This is a genomic window from Christiangramia marina (genome assembly GCF_048285865.1).
In the GTDB taxonomy this organism is placed as follows: domain Bacteria; phylum Bacteroidota; class Bacteroidia; order Flavobacteriales; family Flavobacteriaceae; genus Christiangramia; species Christiangramia marina.
Genome location: NZ_JBLVTK010000001.1, coordinates 756269 through 772203, shown reverse-complemented (window position 1 = coordinate 772203; position 15935 = coordinate 756269). Strand labels below are relative to the sequence as shown.

8 protein-coding genes are annotated in these 15935 nt (G+C 38.5%); 7 read left to right on the top strand and 1 reads right to left on the bottom strand.

Annotated features, from left to right (window positions below; all coding sequences use genetic code 11):
• Window positions 1-499: 499 nt before the first annotated feature.
• A complete protein-coding gene (locus ACNKXS_RS03595; protein ID WP_417919659.1) occupies window positions 500-727 on the top strand; it encodes a hypothetical protein in 228 nt (75 codons plus the stop codon).
• A gap of 74 nt (window positions 728-801) precedes the next feature.
• Window positions 802-1467 carry a haloacid dehalogenase type II gene (locus ACNKXS_RS03590; RefSeq protein ID WP_417919658.1) on the top strand — a complete coding sequence of 222 codons (666 nt, stop codon included), beginning with the start codon at window positions 802-804 and terminating at the stop codon, window positions 1465-1467.
• Between the two features lie 49 nt (window positions 1468-1516).
• Here ACNKXS_RS03590 and ACNKXS_RS03585 read toward each other — a convergent pair whose 3' ends face one another.
• The gene (locus tag ACNKXS_RS03585; protein WP_417919657.1) at window positions 1517-5131 is read right to left on the bottom strand and encodes a bifunctional metallophosphoesterase/BamA family protein; all 3615 of its coding nucleotides are present in this window, start codon (window positions 5129-5131) and stop codon (window positions 1517-1519) included.
• 198 nt (window positions 5132-5329) lie between these two features.
• Here ACNKXS_RS03585 and ACNKXS_RS03580 point away from each other — a divergent pair, with 198 nt between their 5' ends.
• From ACNKXS_RS03580 to ACNKXS_RS03560, 5 genes are all read left to right on the top strand, one after another.
• A complete protein-coding gene (locus ACNKXS_RS03580; protein ID WP_417919656.1) occupies window positions 5330-8119 on the top strand; it encodes a helix-turn-helix and ligand-binding sensor domain-containing protein in 2790 nt (929 codons plus the stop codon).
• A gap of 240 nt (window positions 8120-8359) precedes the next feature.
• Window positions 8360-11380 carry a SusC/RagA family TonB-linked outer membrane protein gene (locus tag ACNKXS_RS03575; RefSeq protein ID WP_417919655.1) on the top strand — a complete coding sequence of 1007 codons (3021 nt, stop codon included), beginning with the start codon at window positions 8360-8362 and terminating at the stop codon, window positions 11378-11380.
• A 4-nt stretch (window positions 11381-11384) separates the two neighbouring features.
• Window positions 11385-12857, top strand: a complete 1473-nt coding sequence (locus ACNKXS_RS03570; protein WP_417919654.1) for a RagB/SusD family nutrient uptake outer membrane protein — start codon at window positions 11385-11387, stop codon at window positions 12855-12857.
• Window positions 12858-12881: 24 nt separating this feature from the next.
• A complete protein-coding gene (locus ACNKXS_RS03565) occupies window positions 12882-14993 on the top strand; it encodes a hypothetical protein (RefSeq protein WP_417919653.1) in 2112 nt (703 codons plus the stop codon).
• Window positions 14994-15008: 15 nt separating this feature from the next.
• Window positions 15009-15935: PKD domain-containing protein (locus ACNKXS_RS03560; protein ID WP_417919652.1), on the top strand; the 927-nt coding region annotated here is incomplete at its 3' end.

Here is a 15935-nt window from a genome sequence, read left to right as displayed (position 1 = left end):
ATAAATTCAATAAATCCTTATAAATAGTACAGTTATTCAATAATAAAGCGGTTTTCAGTAGTTGTCAATTATTAATTAATCAAGTAGGTTGCGTTCCTGGTGAGGCTACAATTTCTTCATCTATATAAACTCGGGTCCATTATTATCTATTGATTCTAATATTTCACATCAAGATTATATTTGTAAAATATATATTTTAGAAGATGATGCTATTTGCTAATTTATATACAGCTAACTAACTGGTGTCTAGCTTCATATATCTGATTATTTTGCACTTAATCGAAATTATTGCAAAGTGTTAAATTGTTTATAAGTCGGATTAACGCTGTAAATATCAACCATTCGAAGTTTTATGCCTGTTGATATCCTCTTGATTTTAATCGACAATTACCTTGTAGTCAGACTATTAGATCAGTAAATTCAGCTATCCAAATAACCCTACCTGGACAGAACGTATTATTAACCAGTAGTGCCCTATTTGCTACATAGTATTCATGCTATGAAACCAACCGTAGTTGCAAGTCTTCAGGACGAAGTTAAAATTGATAAACAGGTTCAGTATTTATCTTTTCTTACTAAAGTTCTATTTCTTATTGCCATCAGTCTCCTTGTATTTTTAATTACTTCCAGCACCTATTCAGATTCAGGATCTAGAGATCATCAGAAGGAATTCGAGGGAGAGCAGTTGAGTAATACCTCGGCTTTGAATCCGCCAGCACCTTATTAGTTAGAACTCTTCAGCTTTCTTATTATCGGGTCTTACTATTGGGATTAAGATTTGTATTTTTATCTAAAAAGTAAATGAAATCAACTCCGAAAGTACTCATCTTCGATGTGAACGAAACTCTTCTTGATCTGTCTCCGTTAAAGGAAAGCATCAATAAAGCCCTGGGTATTGAATATGCGGCTGATATCTGGTTTGCTGAACTTTTACAGTATTCATTGGTAGAAACGGTAAGTGATTCCTATCACACCTTTAGCCAAATAGCACAGGAGGTATTAAGGATAAACGCCTTAAAATATGATTTAGATCTTTCCGAAGAAGAATTACAGCAAACCTTGAAACCCATCACCAGTCTTAAAGCATATCCAGATGTGATGCCAGGTTTAGAGGATTTAAAAAGTTCAGGATTTAAATTAATAGCTTTCAGCAACGGTAAACCTGATGTACTTCGAAAACAACTGGAATTTGCTGAAATTGATCATTTCTTCGATCATATTGAAAGCGTTGAGAAAGTGAAGAAATACAAACCTCATCTTGATAGCTACCAATACATTGTAGATGCTTCCGAAGTAAAGAAAAGCGATTATATGATGGTTGCAGCTCATGGTTGGGATATAGCCGGAGCAGGAAGGGCTGGATTGCAAACAGCTTTCGTGCGCCGGCCTGGGAAATTTCCATTTAAGCTGGCGAAAGATCCTGATCTCGTGGTAGAAACTATAGAACAACTGGCAAAAGAATTATAATAAAAAAGCCACACTGTTAGGTGTGGCTTGAAATTTATAGTATCGAGTACTAGAAGTCAAAGTTTACGGTGAAGTTCAAACGACCTCCTTCGTCTCCAACGTAGTAACCTATATTTCCGGTAAAGGCTTTGAAAGCGTTGATGAAAATCGATCCACCTACATTAGAATGCCATTCATTGCTATCATCGTTTTCTACCCATACTCTACCGTAATCATAACCAATGCTGGCGCCCATACGAATTGGGATAAAATTAGTTCTGAATTGAGCGATACCACTTCGAATATCAATATTCTGATAGAATGCATATTTACCATTAAAACGTTCGTTACGATAACCTCTTAGTGTATTTCTATTTCCACCGCCAAGTGTCGCCGCATGATAGAATTCGTACACATCGCCCAGGATCGCTTCACCACCAATTTTTGTCGCAATAGCCGCGAAACCACTTTCGTGTAACGGATAATTTAAAGATAGCATAGGTCTCACGTAAGCGAATTTATTATCAAATTCATCAATATTACTTTTATAACCTGCGGTAAGATCTACTTCAATCCCTCTTGATGGAAAGGCTGCTCTATCCTTATTATAATAATTGTAGTTCAACTCTGCACCAGCATAAAGCTGTTCTTCGAAAACATCATCATCCTGATCAAAAGTTTCAGCTACAATTCTATTTGCATCGTAAGAAACCTGCTTGGATTCGATCATAGGTTTAAAACTGAAGAATACATTATTGTTCTTTCTATAAATAAGTGAGGGCGCAACTCTCCATTGTTCAATTTTCACCCGGTTGAAATCTCTGGAAACATCGTCGTCATCATACTCTGTATCGTTTCCTGTTCCAAAATAGTTAATTACAAAATTCGGACTTGAATAATAAGCATCTACTCCTAAATTCCATTTGTAGAACACATTTGCGAATTCACCATAGTAACCAACATCAAATCCCTGGGTCGCAAAATAGTAGTTTGCAGAAAGATTATGTTGAGATGTAAACGGATTACGAACCAGACCATAGGTAGTAAAGGTGTTTTTAACTCCTAAACTAAATCCCTGGTCAGAATTAAAGTCGGCACTAGGAAAAAAGGTGAATTGGTTACTTTTTCTCTTCTTAGGATCGTAGTTGTTAATATCATAAGAATCTACAAGCATTTTATTGGCGCCTGAAGTTTTTATAGTGTTATCTTTACTCTTGTAATCGTAAATTTTCGCCTTTCTTGTATTCTGAAAGTCGTAGATATCATTCTCTTCGCCACCTATAACTTTTAGTTTTACCAGAGAAGAACCTTCGCCTACGATCTTAAATTCATCATCGCCATCTAGTCCATAGATCCATACTTCTTTGGTCTCGTCGCTTTTGTAAGTTTTTTGAGCAACTACTTTCCCATCTTCATTGGTTAGGTCAATTTGCGTAACACCGTCAGGTTTACGAGTAATAAGGAAAGCATCATCATCTTCAGTACCAAGGAAAATATCAAATTTTACCAGGTAATCGTAGTATTCACGTGCGATCTCCATCATATTCCCTCTTCTTACCTCAAGAGTGCTTTTGATGTCCTTTACATATTCATCATCTGCTATATCTGCAGGTAATACATCGAAAGCTTCTTGAATAACTTCATCTGTAAGTGTATTCTGAAGATATTCAGCCTGTTCCTTCCATGTATTCCAGTTATTATCTCTAATTACGGCTTTATCTAATGGATATCCAGCATGATTAAACCATTTTGGTCTTTTCACAGTTTCTGTAAAAGGTTCCATCGCTCTAATTTGAGGGAAACCTACTCGAAGTAAGGATAGTATAAAACCGTCTGTTTTCGAAAATACCTGGTCACGGTCCTTTGCGATAGGTACGTATCTTTTCTTACCTTCTTCATCCTCGAATTCTGCCCATTCGTACTGTCCTTCATGTCTATCCCAGTCACCTAGAAACATGTCCAGAAGCCTTGCTCTAATGTACATCTCTTCATCTACATAAGCCTCCTTTGATTCCTGCATTTCCAGAAGTAGATCTGAAGAGTTCAGAATATCTTCAGCTCCATCAAATATTGGTAGATCTTTATTTTCTCCTCCAATATGTGCTTCGAACATATATAGTTCGTCACCATATTCCTCATTATAAACTCCAAGTGCTTCCTGCTTCGGAACATAGTAAAGTTCAGAATTTGGGTGGAAAATATTTAATTCGTCCATGAATTTTCCTGCCGGGAAAGTACCGTAAGGAAAAGCTGTAGTGTAAAAATCCTGTACATAACGCTCAGCTACCGTGTTTTCTAAATAATCTTCTACATAGTGATTTGTGATCACGGTAGTTTGTAAAAACTGAAGAGCACTTTTCTTCAAAGCTCTCATGGTATATTCATGACCATCGTCATCTATAAATCCAAGCGATCTTGATTGATGTCCACCTCCAGCACCCAGTACTTTCATGTTACCGGGAATAGTGTCTAAATAAAGAACAGGGAATTCGAACTTTTTGCTGTAAAGAGATCTATAATGTTCTCCCCAAAGTGCTTTGTAAAGTCCATCCTTATCGGTTTCCTCTGCAGTATAAACAGAGGTGGTAGTAGTTTTACCTAATTTGGTGTCTGGCCATTCCACTTCGTCTAAAGTTGGCCGTTCTCTTGCTATTTCGTAGCTATAGATCTGCTTCTCGCTTTCTGGTGAAACCGAGAAATATTCTACGTTTGAAGATCCATTGTTATAGATATTGACCCTGGCATAACCAAGTTCATAACTCACGAAATCTCCTTCTTCTTTATCTGGTCTCGCCTTCGCAATTTCTTTAGTGACACCAGTAATAATTTGTTCAATCCCATCATCTTGTACAAACTGAAGATTTTTATCTTTTCCAGATAAGAAAATCACATCATTATATTGTCTGGCAAGTGCTTCAAGGCTACCCATTAGTTTTTTCAGCTGTGGATTTCGACTTGTTTGGGTGCCAAGACCTAGTATCTTTTCCAGAAATCCGATTTTGGTTTGTGTCATCACAGGATGATGAACCGCAACAAGAACCGTTTTTCTCTGGCTATCTTCTAATTCATCATTGAATTGATCCAGAAACTGAAGCCTTGTTTTGATCTCACATTTATTGTTGATATATGGGTGTTTATCCCAGTTTTCAATATACCATTGAGAATCTATCATTATAAGCTGCACGTCATCACTAAGACTTTCACTCTCAATAGGGCAACCATCATTTGGCCAGAAATCAGATTCCAGGGTATCCTGTAAAAAAGATTCGAGGTCATCTATATTATCTGGGGCGTCTTCCTGCCACTCATTGTATCCAGGAGTGTAAATTATTTTTCCGTTGAAATCCTTGATCTCGTCCAGTAGATTTTTCTTTAGATCTTCTTCAACTTTAGAACGTCCATTATCTTTATCTGGAAACCCACCTTCTGGTACAATATTACCAACCATTACCAGGCTGTTGGATTCATTCGCCTGGGAAGATTTCACGATTCGATCGAGTATCTGCTTATTATCTTCGTTAGAACGAAGTCCCGTATTGGAAGTGACATAAACCGAATGCACAACTTCTTTAGAATTCGTTTGAGAATACCCGGTCAGATTTCCGAGAATTGCTAATAGCATTCCAAGGAATAAAGTTTTACTGCCGACTTGTGTTTGTAGGGTTAGTTTAGTAATTATGCTCATTGAAGGTAGGAGTTTGATGAATTCAGTACTGTAGTAGTCTTCTTTTAAGAACCTTCAAAAAAATTCAATTAATTTAGGATGTCATAGCTCTTTATAATACTTTAACAACCACTCCTAAAATTTTTACTAATTAAGGTACATCTGCAATTGTCCAGGCTTCAGTTTAATTTTAATTTCTTTGAGATCCAGCATTCAATAATGTTGCTCCTGTTAATTGTTAGCGGACTAACCTTAGGTAATCTTCCAGCATATGGACAGGAACTCCCGCCGGTTACCAATTTCAGCCCTAATGATTATTCCGCAGGAAATCAGAACTGGATGATTTCCCAGGCTGATAATAAGAATCTGTATTTTGCAAATAGTACGGGTCTGCTTGAATATAATGGCGAGCGCTGGAGATTGTTCCCGGTTCCCAATAAATCTATAGTTCGATCTGTAAAGGTCGTTGAAGGCAAAATTTTTACGGGAGCTTATATGGAAGCTGGATACTGGACTCCAACAGATAACGGAGAGCTGGTTTTTCAAAGTCTGATTTCAAAATTCCCTGGTCTTAGCGATGGCGAACAATTCTGGGACGTTGAATATATAGATGGACAGGTTGTTTTTAGAAGTTTTGCGGGCATTTACCTCTACGATCTCGAACGAAATGAGATTGCGAAAATGTTCAATCCAGGTGGGAAGCCCATTTCCAATATTTTCAATTTTGAAGATGAGCTTTATTTTCAGCTTGCAGGTGATGGATTGTATAAATTTGAAAAAGGTCAGCCGAAACAAATAATTACTGGTGAGCAATTAGGAGATATTGCGATCATGCATTTATACGACCTAGCTGATGATGGTCTGTCTTTTATTACCGGGAATTCTGAATTTTATAAAATTCGAGCGGGTGAGCTTGAGCAGTTTAATATACAGCTCAGTGAAAGTATTGGGAAACCAAATGCACTTGACGCACTGGATCTTGATAATGGAAATCTAGTCCTTGGAACGGTAGGAAGTGGTGTGCTCGAGATCGATCGGGATGGTAAGATCATTGGTAGATTTGATCAGAATAATATCCTTCAAAATAATACAACTCTGGATCTGCACCTTGACCAGTCTGGGAATGTATGGGCAGGGCTTGATCATGGAATTAGTGTGATTGATCTGGGATCTAGCTTCAGATCCTTTCAGGATAACCGGGGAAAAGTTGGCTCCGTCTACGATTCCTTTGAAAAGAACAATTTGTTATATCTGGGTACAAACCAGGGATTGTATGTAAAAATGGATGGTTCCAAGGAATTTCAGCTGATCCCTGGAACTAATGGACAGGTATGGTTTCTGAACGAGATCGATGGAAACCTGTTTTGTGGGCATAATAGTGGAACTTTCCTGGTGCAAGGGGCTACTGCAACTAAGATCAGTGAGCGTCTAGGGACCTGGATCGTCAAGAAATATAAAGAGGATATCTATATACAGGGACATTATAACGGAATCAGTTTTCTACGGAAGCAGGATTCAGGATTTGAAGATCTGCCCATGCTAAATAACTTTCCACATTCCTCCAAAAGTATTGTGGTTGCAAAAGACCTCAGTATCTGGATAGGTAACGAGCATAAAGGAGTTTTTAATCTTCAGCTTAACGATTCTCTGAGCGCTGCTTCTAAGACCTCCAACTACAAATTTGACGAGGAATCTGGAATAACTTCCGGAGTATTTCAGTTTAATGATAGTCTATATTATAGTAGCCTAACCAATATCTACAAATTTGATCAGGTTAAAGATCGATTTGATCCAGATAATTCATTAAATCTTCTAGTAAGCGACGTGGAGAGGGTTTCCGGTAGAATGATCGTCGAGGAAAATGATGTTCTTTGGGGTTTTTCCGAAGAAGGGATTTTTTCCATTGAGCCTGAAGGAATTGGTAAGGATTATCAGCTCGAATATATTTTTATTGATCAGGATTACAGGAATATCGCGGTAGGATATGAGAATATCACCAGATTGAATAATGACAGGTATCTACTTGGAGTTGCTAACGGTTATGTAAGTTTTAATGATTCAGCTGCAGACTTAAATTTTGCCGATTTCGAGATCAGCATAGATAGAATAACTGCAAGCTCCATAGATTCACTTGGAGTTTCTTTAAATTCTTCGGAAGAGATAGAGCTTCCATTCAAGAAGAATAACCTGAAATTTGAGTTTAGCGCGCCGGTCTTTAAGAAATATACCAACACTAAATATAGTTACCGTCTCGTTGGTCTATCTTCAAACTGGAGTGCATGGACTGAAGAACATGAGGTATCTTACGAGAATCTGAATTTTGGAGATTATATTTTTGAGGTTAAAGCCCGGGTTGGTAATTCTCAAACTGAACCTGTAAGTGTACCATTTAATGTAGAGAGACCGTTTTATTTAAGTACTACCGCCATCATTTTATATGTTCTGATCTTTCTGCTCATCCTGTATGCAGTTCATTTAATGAATAGGAGGCATCATCGCAAATACCTGGCAGAAAATGAACGAGCGCTTAAACTGAAGAACTTGGAAGCCGAAAAAGAGATCATTAAATTAAAAAATGAGAAACTGGAACAGGATATGGCAGGTAAAAACCGGGAACTTGCGGTAACGACCATGAGCCTTATCAAGAAGAATGAGTTTCTAACCAAAATCAAGGATCAACTAAAGGAATACGAAAAAACCGGAAAGGTGAACTCGGTGATACAAACAATCGATAAGGACATAAGTGAAGAAGACAACTGGAAATTCTTTAAGAAAGCATTCAGCAATGCCGATAAAGATTTCTTTAAAAAGATCAAATCGAAACATCCGGAGCTAACTTCCAACGATTTAAAATTATGTGCTTATTTAAGACTGAATCTTAGCTCTAAAGAAATTGCTCCTCTGCTAAATATTTCGGTGAAAAGCGTGGAAATTAAACGATATCGTTTGCGTAAAAAGATGAATCTTGATCGCGAAACGAATTTGACCGAGTACATTCTCTCTCTATAACCTTTACAACTGTAGAAAATAACTCTACATCACCTCTACATTGACATAAATCCTTAAGATTTAACACATTAAGCAATGTGCTTTAATATGGCATCTAATGCCTGTCCTTATTGCGATTTCTATAATTCACGCCGCTAAAAATTGATAAAACTATAATTGTAGATATTTTATAAAGGTTGAAAATCCTCTCTACGCACTTCATGTTAATATATTGTAAAAGCAAATTTAATTTTAAAACACATGAGGAAATTTACCTGTCTTTTGATTGTATTTCTAAGCGGGTTTTTCGGTGCTTACGCGCAATCGTTTTCGGTTAGCGGAACTATCATCGATGAGAACAAAATGCCTTTACTTGGAGTAAATGTCATCGTAAAAAATGAGTCAAGAGGTACTACTACAGATTTTGACGGAAATTATACGGTACAGAATATCTCCTCTGGAGATGTACTTCAGTTCAGTTATTTAGGTTTTCAAACCCAGGAAATCACAGTGAGTGATCAACAAACGATCAATGTAACGCTTCAAACAGATTCAGAAGCATTAAATGAAGTAGTAGTGATTGGGTATGGTACTCAGTCAAGAAAGGAAATAACCGGTGCGGTAAGCGTAGTAGGTTCAGAAACCATAGAGGATTTGAACCCGGCACGAGTGGAACAGGCCTTGCAGGGTCGAGTAGCAGGGGTGAACATCACCTCTACTTCAGGTTCTCCGGGAAGTGCTTCCACTATTAATATTAGAGGGATAAGTACCAATGGTGATAACCGACCTCTAATTCTTGTAGATGGTAACGTGATCGAAGATCTTAGTGTTATTAACCCTAACGATATTGAAAGCATTAATGTATTGAAAGATGCAACTGCTGGTATATACGGGGTTAGAGCTGCCAACGGGGTAATTCTTATTACTACTAAAACAGGTTCTTACAATGCAGATCTTCAGGTAGAATTTGATGCTTATACAGGTGTTCAGCAAACTACACGAAGATTACCTGCATTAAATGCTACCGAATATGCAGTGATCGTTAATGAAGCTTACGCAGCAGATGGTCAGAATCCTCCTTATCCAAATTATAGAAACCTTGGAGAAGGAACAGATTATCAGGATGAGGTGTTTACAACAGCACCAATGTCTGATATGAACCTGAATATTTCTGGTGGTGGAGATCGATCAAAGTATTCCTTCGGAGCTTCCTATTTTAACCAGGATGGTATTGTGGGTGGAAGTAAATCCAATTACGATCGTTTTACAGGACGTGTAAACTATAATCTGGAAATTATAGATAACCTGAAAATTAACTTATCAGGGATTTATACCAATAGTAACCGAAAGACTTTAGCTGAAAATGCCCTTGGGTCTGTACTTTTTAATGCGGTGAACATGAATCCAAATATCCCTGTACGTGATGCAGATGGAAATTTCTCTCTTGCTGAAGGTCTCGGAAATGAAGTGATCAATCCGCTAGCTCAGATCAACGATGCTTTCAATGATACACGAGTAGACAAAATTAGTGGTGTTGGTGGACTTGAATATACTATATGGGATAAATTAACCGCGAAGACTCAATTCCAGTTTAACTATTCTGAAGTTGATGGAAGATATTTCTCTCCAGAGGTTTTCTACGGATCTGGAAAGGTTTTCAACGTAGACCGTAACAATGTTACCGAGAACTTTGAGATCTACAGAGATTATACCTGGGATAACTTTTTAACCTATAATGACAGCTTTGGTGATCATAATCTTAAGTGGTTATTGGGTATGTTGGTTTTTAAAACTACCGGTGATCTTGCTTCTTTAACAGGATTTGAACTTCCATCTAATGAATATGGCTCAGCGAGAGTTTCAAATGCTGCGGAAGTTGTAGATAACTATCAGAATGGTGGAGATACTTTCGATACCCGTTTATTGTCTTACTTCACACGAGTTCAATATGACTATCAGGGAAAATATCTATTTTCTGGTTTGATAAGACGTGATGGCTCAACCGCTTTTGGTCCTGAAAACAAGTTTGGATGGTTCCCATCTGCTTCTGTGGGTTGGGTAATTTCAGATGAGGATTTTATAAATGACAACGGCGCTTTAAACTTCTTAAAGTTAAGAGGTAGTTACGGGATTATTGGGAATGATAGAATTCCAGCTTTTAGATATGCTTCTTTACTGAATGGTGAAGGTGCGTATGTATTTGATGATGAAATTATCTTCGGAAAAGCAAGTGGTGCCCTAGGAAACCCTGAAATTAAATGGGAAAAGCAGAAAACACTCGATATTGGACTTGATGCCAGGTTCTTTAATTCCAGTGTTGATGTTACTATAGACTACTTTAAAAAGAAAACCGAAGATCTTCTTGTGATTCCGCAGGTATCTGGAATCTTAGGAGTTGCTGCTCCTGGATCTTCTGCTCCATTTGTAAATGGTGGAGGAGTCGAAAACGAAGGACTTGAATTCTCTATTGGATACAATCAGGTTGTAAACGATAATTTTAAGTTCAATGTGAACTATAACCTTACAGCTCTTAGAAATGAAGTGCTGTATGTAAATAGCGAAAGCGGATTCATTCCCGGAGGAGTTTTTGGAATAGGGCAGGAGCCGCCATCCAGAATGGAGCCAGGAAAACCAATCGGATATTTCTATGGATTAGAAACCAATGGAATTTTCCAGACACAAGCTGAAGTTGATGCTGCTGCAACGCAGGCAAATGCTGCACCTGGAGATATTCGTTTTGTAGATCAAAACGGTGATGGAGTTATAGATAGTGATGACAGAACAGATATTGGCGATCCAATTCCGGACCTTACCATGGGTGCAAATATTGGGTTCACCTTCAAAAACTGGGATTTCAATGCATATGCTTTCGCTTCCCTCGGAAATGAGATCGTAAGAAACTTTGAAAGAAATCAGCCAAATACGAACAGAACGAATGCATTCTTGGGTAGATGGACAGGTCCTGGAACTACAGATAGTTTCCCAAGAGTGACCGTTGGTGCTACTAGTAATAATCAGTTTTCAGATTTCTTCGTAGAAGATGGGTCTTACCTAAGATTACAAAACGTACAGATTGGATACACACTGGATTCAGATCTTATTGCAAATACCGGTGTAGAAAAATTCAGAGTATATGCTTCAGTAAATAATGCATTTACACTTACAGAGTACAGCGGTTATGATCCTTCAGCTTCTAATGGAGCTCCAATTGGTGGTGGTATAGACCAGGGATTCTATCCGGTACCAAGAATTTATATGTTAGGAATTAATATGAAATTTTAATTAAATGAGAACGAAATTATATACAATCAATTGGATACTCGCCTTTGCTTTTCTGGCGCTATCTGGATGTAGTGATGACTTCGTGGATGTAGACAGCCAGGATGAAAATTCTGAGGATTTCTTTAATACACCCGAAGATTATGATCTTGCATTGGTTGGAGCTTATGACCTGCTTCAATCTACTTACCTTAATGTGATGCTGGGCGAGATCGCTTCAGACAATACCCTGGCGGGTGGTGAGAGTGCGAACGACACTCCTGGAATTCAGGAGATAGACAATATGGAGCATACTCCAGTAAATCAGCAACTAAGAGATATCTGGAGCTGGATGTTTGCCGGTGTGAACCGCGCGAATTATGTATTGGAATTTCAGGATGCTCTGGATTTTGAAGGTAAGACTGAAATCATTGCACAGGCAAGATTTCTTAGAGCTTATTACTATTTTGAATTGGTAAAATGGTTTGGTGATGTGCCGTTAGCGGTAGATAACAGAATTCAGTTTGGAGAACAATTCGATATTCCCAGAACTCCAAAAGCTGAAGTTTATGCTCAGATCGAACAGGATCTTATGTTCGCTGCGGCAAACCTTCCGGCTGTACAAAGCGTAAAAGGTCGTGTAACTTCAGGAGCAGCTCAGGCTTTGCTTGGAAAGGCATATTTGTTTCAGAATAAATTTGCTGAAGCAGCTACTGCTTTCGAATCTGTAATTAGTGGACCTTATTCCCTCGTGCAGGATTATAACTTCATATTTGAGCCAGAAGGTGAGAATAATGCAGAGTCAATTTTTGAAGTTCAGTATACAGATGAAGAAGGTGCTGGTTTTGGATGTCTTCAATGTTCAGAAGGAAATGTGGCTGTTGGATTCAATGGGGTAAGAAACATATCTTATCCAAATCCAGAAAATGCTGTATTTGATTCTGGATTTAGTTTCAATGTTCCGGTGCAGGAAGTAGTTGATGAATTTTCAGGCGATGATATTCGTAAAGACGTTGCTATTCTTGATATCGAGGCACATGCTGCTGCTACTGGAGCAAGCTATGCTATTGGATACGAACATACTGGATATTATAACAGAAAGTATATCGCGAGAGCTGGGGATTTGAATACTGGTGATCAAAACCTTACAAATCCAAATAACTACCGCGCAATTCGTTTCGCTGATGTGCTACTAATGGCTTCGGAGGCTAATTTCAAATCTGGAAATGAAGATCGTGCAAGAACTTATTTGAACAGAGTAAGGGACAGAGCCGGACTGGAAGATGTTACATTTTCAGGAAATAACTTGCTAAATCAGATCTATGAAGATCGTAGACTAGAACTTGTTGGGGAAGGTCACCGTTTCTTCGACCTGGTAAGAACAGGAAGAGCAGCAGATGAAATCGACGGCTTCGTTACAGGAAAACACGAATTATTCCCTATCCCGGCTATCGAAATTGAGCTTGCAGGAAACAATTGGGAGCAAAATCCAGGATACTAAAAACTACCATTAAAACGAATAAAAATGAAAATATTCAGAATTTTAGCAATGCTTACCATCTCGCTTCTGCTTTTTACAGGATGTGAAGATGATGAAATTACGAACTACGCGTTCCAGGAAATCTCTGCTCCAACAGATGTAACAGCAGATTTTGATATTAGCCAGGATGATACCGGTACGGTAACTATTACTCCTAGTGGAGTAGGAGCTCAGACTTTTCAAATTGATCTTGGAAATGGTGATACTGCCGAAATTGCTAATGGTGAGTCGGTTACCACTGTTTACGATGAAGGAGAATATATGGTAGAAATTGTAGCAGTTGGTTCTACGGGTTTAACCAGCGAATACAATCAGATGTTAAATATCTCATTCAAAGCTCCTGAAAATTTAGTGATCAATGTAGATCAACCGGACACTGATCCAAAAACGATCACAGTTTCTGCTACTGCAGATAATGCGACTGTTTTCGACGTGTATTTCGGAGATATGGATGATGAGGAACCTACTCAACTTATGCCCGGAGAATCTATTCAGCATACTTACGAACCAGGGGTGTATGAACTAACTGTTATTGCGCGTGGAGCTGGTGCTGCTACATTGGAAGAAGATGAAATCATCATTGTTCCAGAAGCAACAGATCCTCTAAAACTTCCTGTTACATTTGATATGGGAACAGTAAACTACGCTGCTGGAACATTTAATGGTACTAGTTATGAAGTTGTAATTAATCCTGATCTTTCAGGTGCTAATACTTCAGAAACTAATGTTGCTGCCGTAACAAATTCTGGGGCGCAGTTTGAGGGTATTGCCTATACTCTTGGTGAACCGGTAGATTTTAGTACAGATTCTAAAACTATTACCATGAAGCTTTGGTCTGATGTTGCTTTACCGGTGCTTTTGAAGTTTGAAGATGGTGTTAATGGCGAAAGACAAACTGAAGTTTCTGCAGATCACGGTGGTACAGGTTGGGAAGTATTGAGCTTCGATTTTGCTTCAGATGCCATTAAAAGCTTTATTGATGGATCTCAGGGTGCTGGTGAGTCATTCGTGCCTACAGGACAGTACTCTGGAATGGTTATTTTTATTGATGGTCCTGGCACTACTGCTGGTACTTTTTACATAGATGATATCGAAAAAGGAGAAGAGGCGCAGAAGGATCCAGCTGTAGCACCTGATGCACCAACAGCAGCTCAGGAAAATGTATTCTCTATTTTTAGTGACGCTTATACAAATCCAGCGAACATTAACTATTTCCCAAACTGGGGTCAGTCTACTACTTATGAGATGATCTCTTTAGATGGTGATAATGTAATTAAATATGCTAATGCCAATTATCAGGGTATCGAAATTGGAGAAAGTGTGGATGCTACGGCTTATGAATTTGTAAATATTGATATTTGGTCTGGAGATTATACATCTATTGTGTTCTTTTTAATTAGTTCTACAGGTGAGAAATCTGTTAACCTGGAAGTAGCTCCTAATCAATGGAATTCAATTCAAATTCCTTTGACAGAATTTACAAGTCAGGACTTAGATATTAGTGATGTATATCAATTCAAGTTTGATGTACAGCCTAATAATGGAGGAAGCTTCTATATTGATAACCTGTATTTTTCTAATGAAGTACTTGTAGCGCCAACAGAACCAGTTTCAGCAGCAGCAACACCTACAGAACCAGAAGCAAATGTAATTTCACTTTTTAGTGATGCATACACAAATGTAAGTGTAGATACCTGGAGAACAGATTGGTCTGATGCTGTTTATTCTGAAACTACGGTAGAAGGGAATAATATAAAATTGTACGATCAACTTAATTTTGTGGGTATTGAAACTGTTGCGAATCAGGTGGATGCCTCGGCAATGACTCACTTTCATGTAGATTATTGGACAGGAAATGCTACTGCGTTTAGAGTTAAACTGGTGGATTTTGGTCCTAATGCTGTATTTGATGGTGGTGATGATACCGAACACGAGATAGAGTTTACAGTAACTCCTAATACCTGGGTGAAGCTAGATATTCCACTTTCAGATTTTACAGGATTAACTAATACATCAAACATTGCACAGTACATATTCTCTGCAAACCCTACGGCTGAAGCTACTGTGTACATAGATAACGTGTATTTTCACAACTAGGAAAAGATAAAAACTATGAGATATATTAAATTAATAAGCTTCCTGTTTGCAACTCTATTTATAATGAGTTGCCAGGAAGATGATCTCACCCTGGATACGATCGTAGTTCCTACAGATCTTCAGGTGAGTACAAATATTAGTGATGATGGTTCTGGCATGGTAGAATTTAATGCTACCGCCAACGATGCGATCACTTACGAGTACAATTTCAGCGATGGATCATCTGCGGTTGCTCCAAGCGGAACCTATACTAAACGTTTTACCAGGACAGGTTTAAATACCTACCTGGTAACCGTAGTAGCCTACGGTAAGGGTGGCGTTAGTAGCTCGATGTCTCTGGAAGTTGAAGTTGAAAGTGATTTCAATGATCCTGAAACTAAGCAATTCCTTACTGGAGGAAGTTCTAAAACCTGGTATGTGGCAGCAGTAGAAGCCGGTCACTTGGGTGTTGGACCTAATTTTGTTGCTGATGGTGTAGCAGGTGCTTTTCCAGAATATTACCAGGCCGCACCTTTTGAAAAAGCGGGTGATGAGATTAGCTCCTGTTTTTATACAGACGAGTTAACTTTTACTGAAGATGGTGAGAACATCGTTTACAACCAGGATAACATGGGTAGAACATTCTTTAATGTAGACTACGTGACCGAATTTGGTGGCGGCGGTGGCCAGGATGAATGCATCGATTATGATACCTCTGGTGAGAAATCGGTTACCCTTGCTCCGGCAGAAAATGGAGTTCCTGCCGATGCTACAACTGGAACTGAGATCCAGTTAGGTGGCGGTGGCTTTATGAGCTACTATATTGGAGCAAGTAACTATGAGGTTCTTAGTATTACTGAAAATACCATGCATGTAAGAGCAATTCCAGGAAGTAATCCTGATCTTGCCTGGTATCTAAAATTCACCACTACTCCTTTTGACCAGCAACAGGCAGGTTCAGGC

Coding starts and splice junctions, on each gene's coding strand:
- ACNKXS_RS03595 (WP_417919659.1), top strand. CDS start 500: ATGAAACCAACCGTAGTTGCAAGTCTTCAGGACGAAGTTAAAATTGAT.
- ACNKXS_RS03590 (WP_417919658.1), top strand. CDS start 802: ATGAAATCAACTCCGAAAGTACTCATCTTCGATGTGAACGAAACTCTT.
- ACNKXS_RS03585 (WP_417919657.1), bottom strand. CDS start 5,131: ATGAGCATAATTACTAAACTAACCCTACAAACACAAGTCGGCAGTAAA.
- ACNKXS_RS03580 (WP_417919656.1), top strand. CDS start 5,330: ATGTTGCTCCTGTTAATTGTTAGCGGACTAACCTTAGGTAATCTTCCA.
- ACNKXS_RS03575 (WP_417919655.1), top strand. CDS start 8,360: ATGAGGAAATTTACCTGTCTTTTGATTGTATTTCTAAGCGGGTTTTTC.
- ACNKXS_RS03570 (WP_417919654.1), top strand. CDS start 11,385: ATGAGAACGAAATTATATACAATCAATTGGATACTCGCCTTTGCTTTT.
- ACNKXS_RS03565 (WP_417919653.1), top strand. CDS start 12,882: ATGAAAATATTCAGAATTTTAGCAATGCTTACCATCTCGCTTCTGCTT.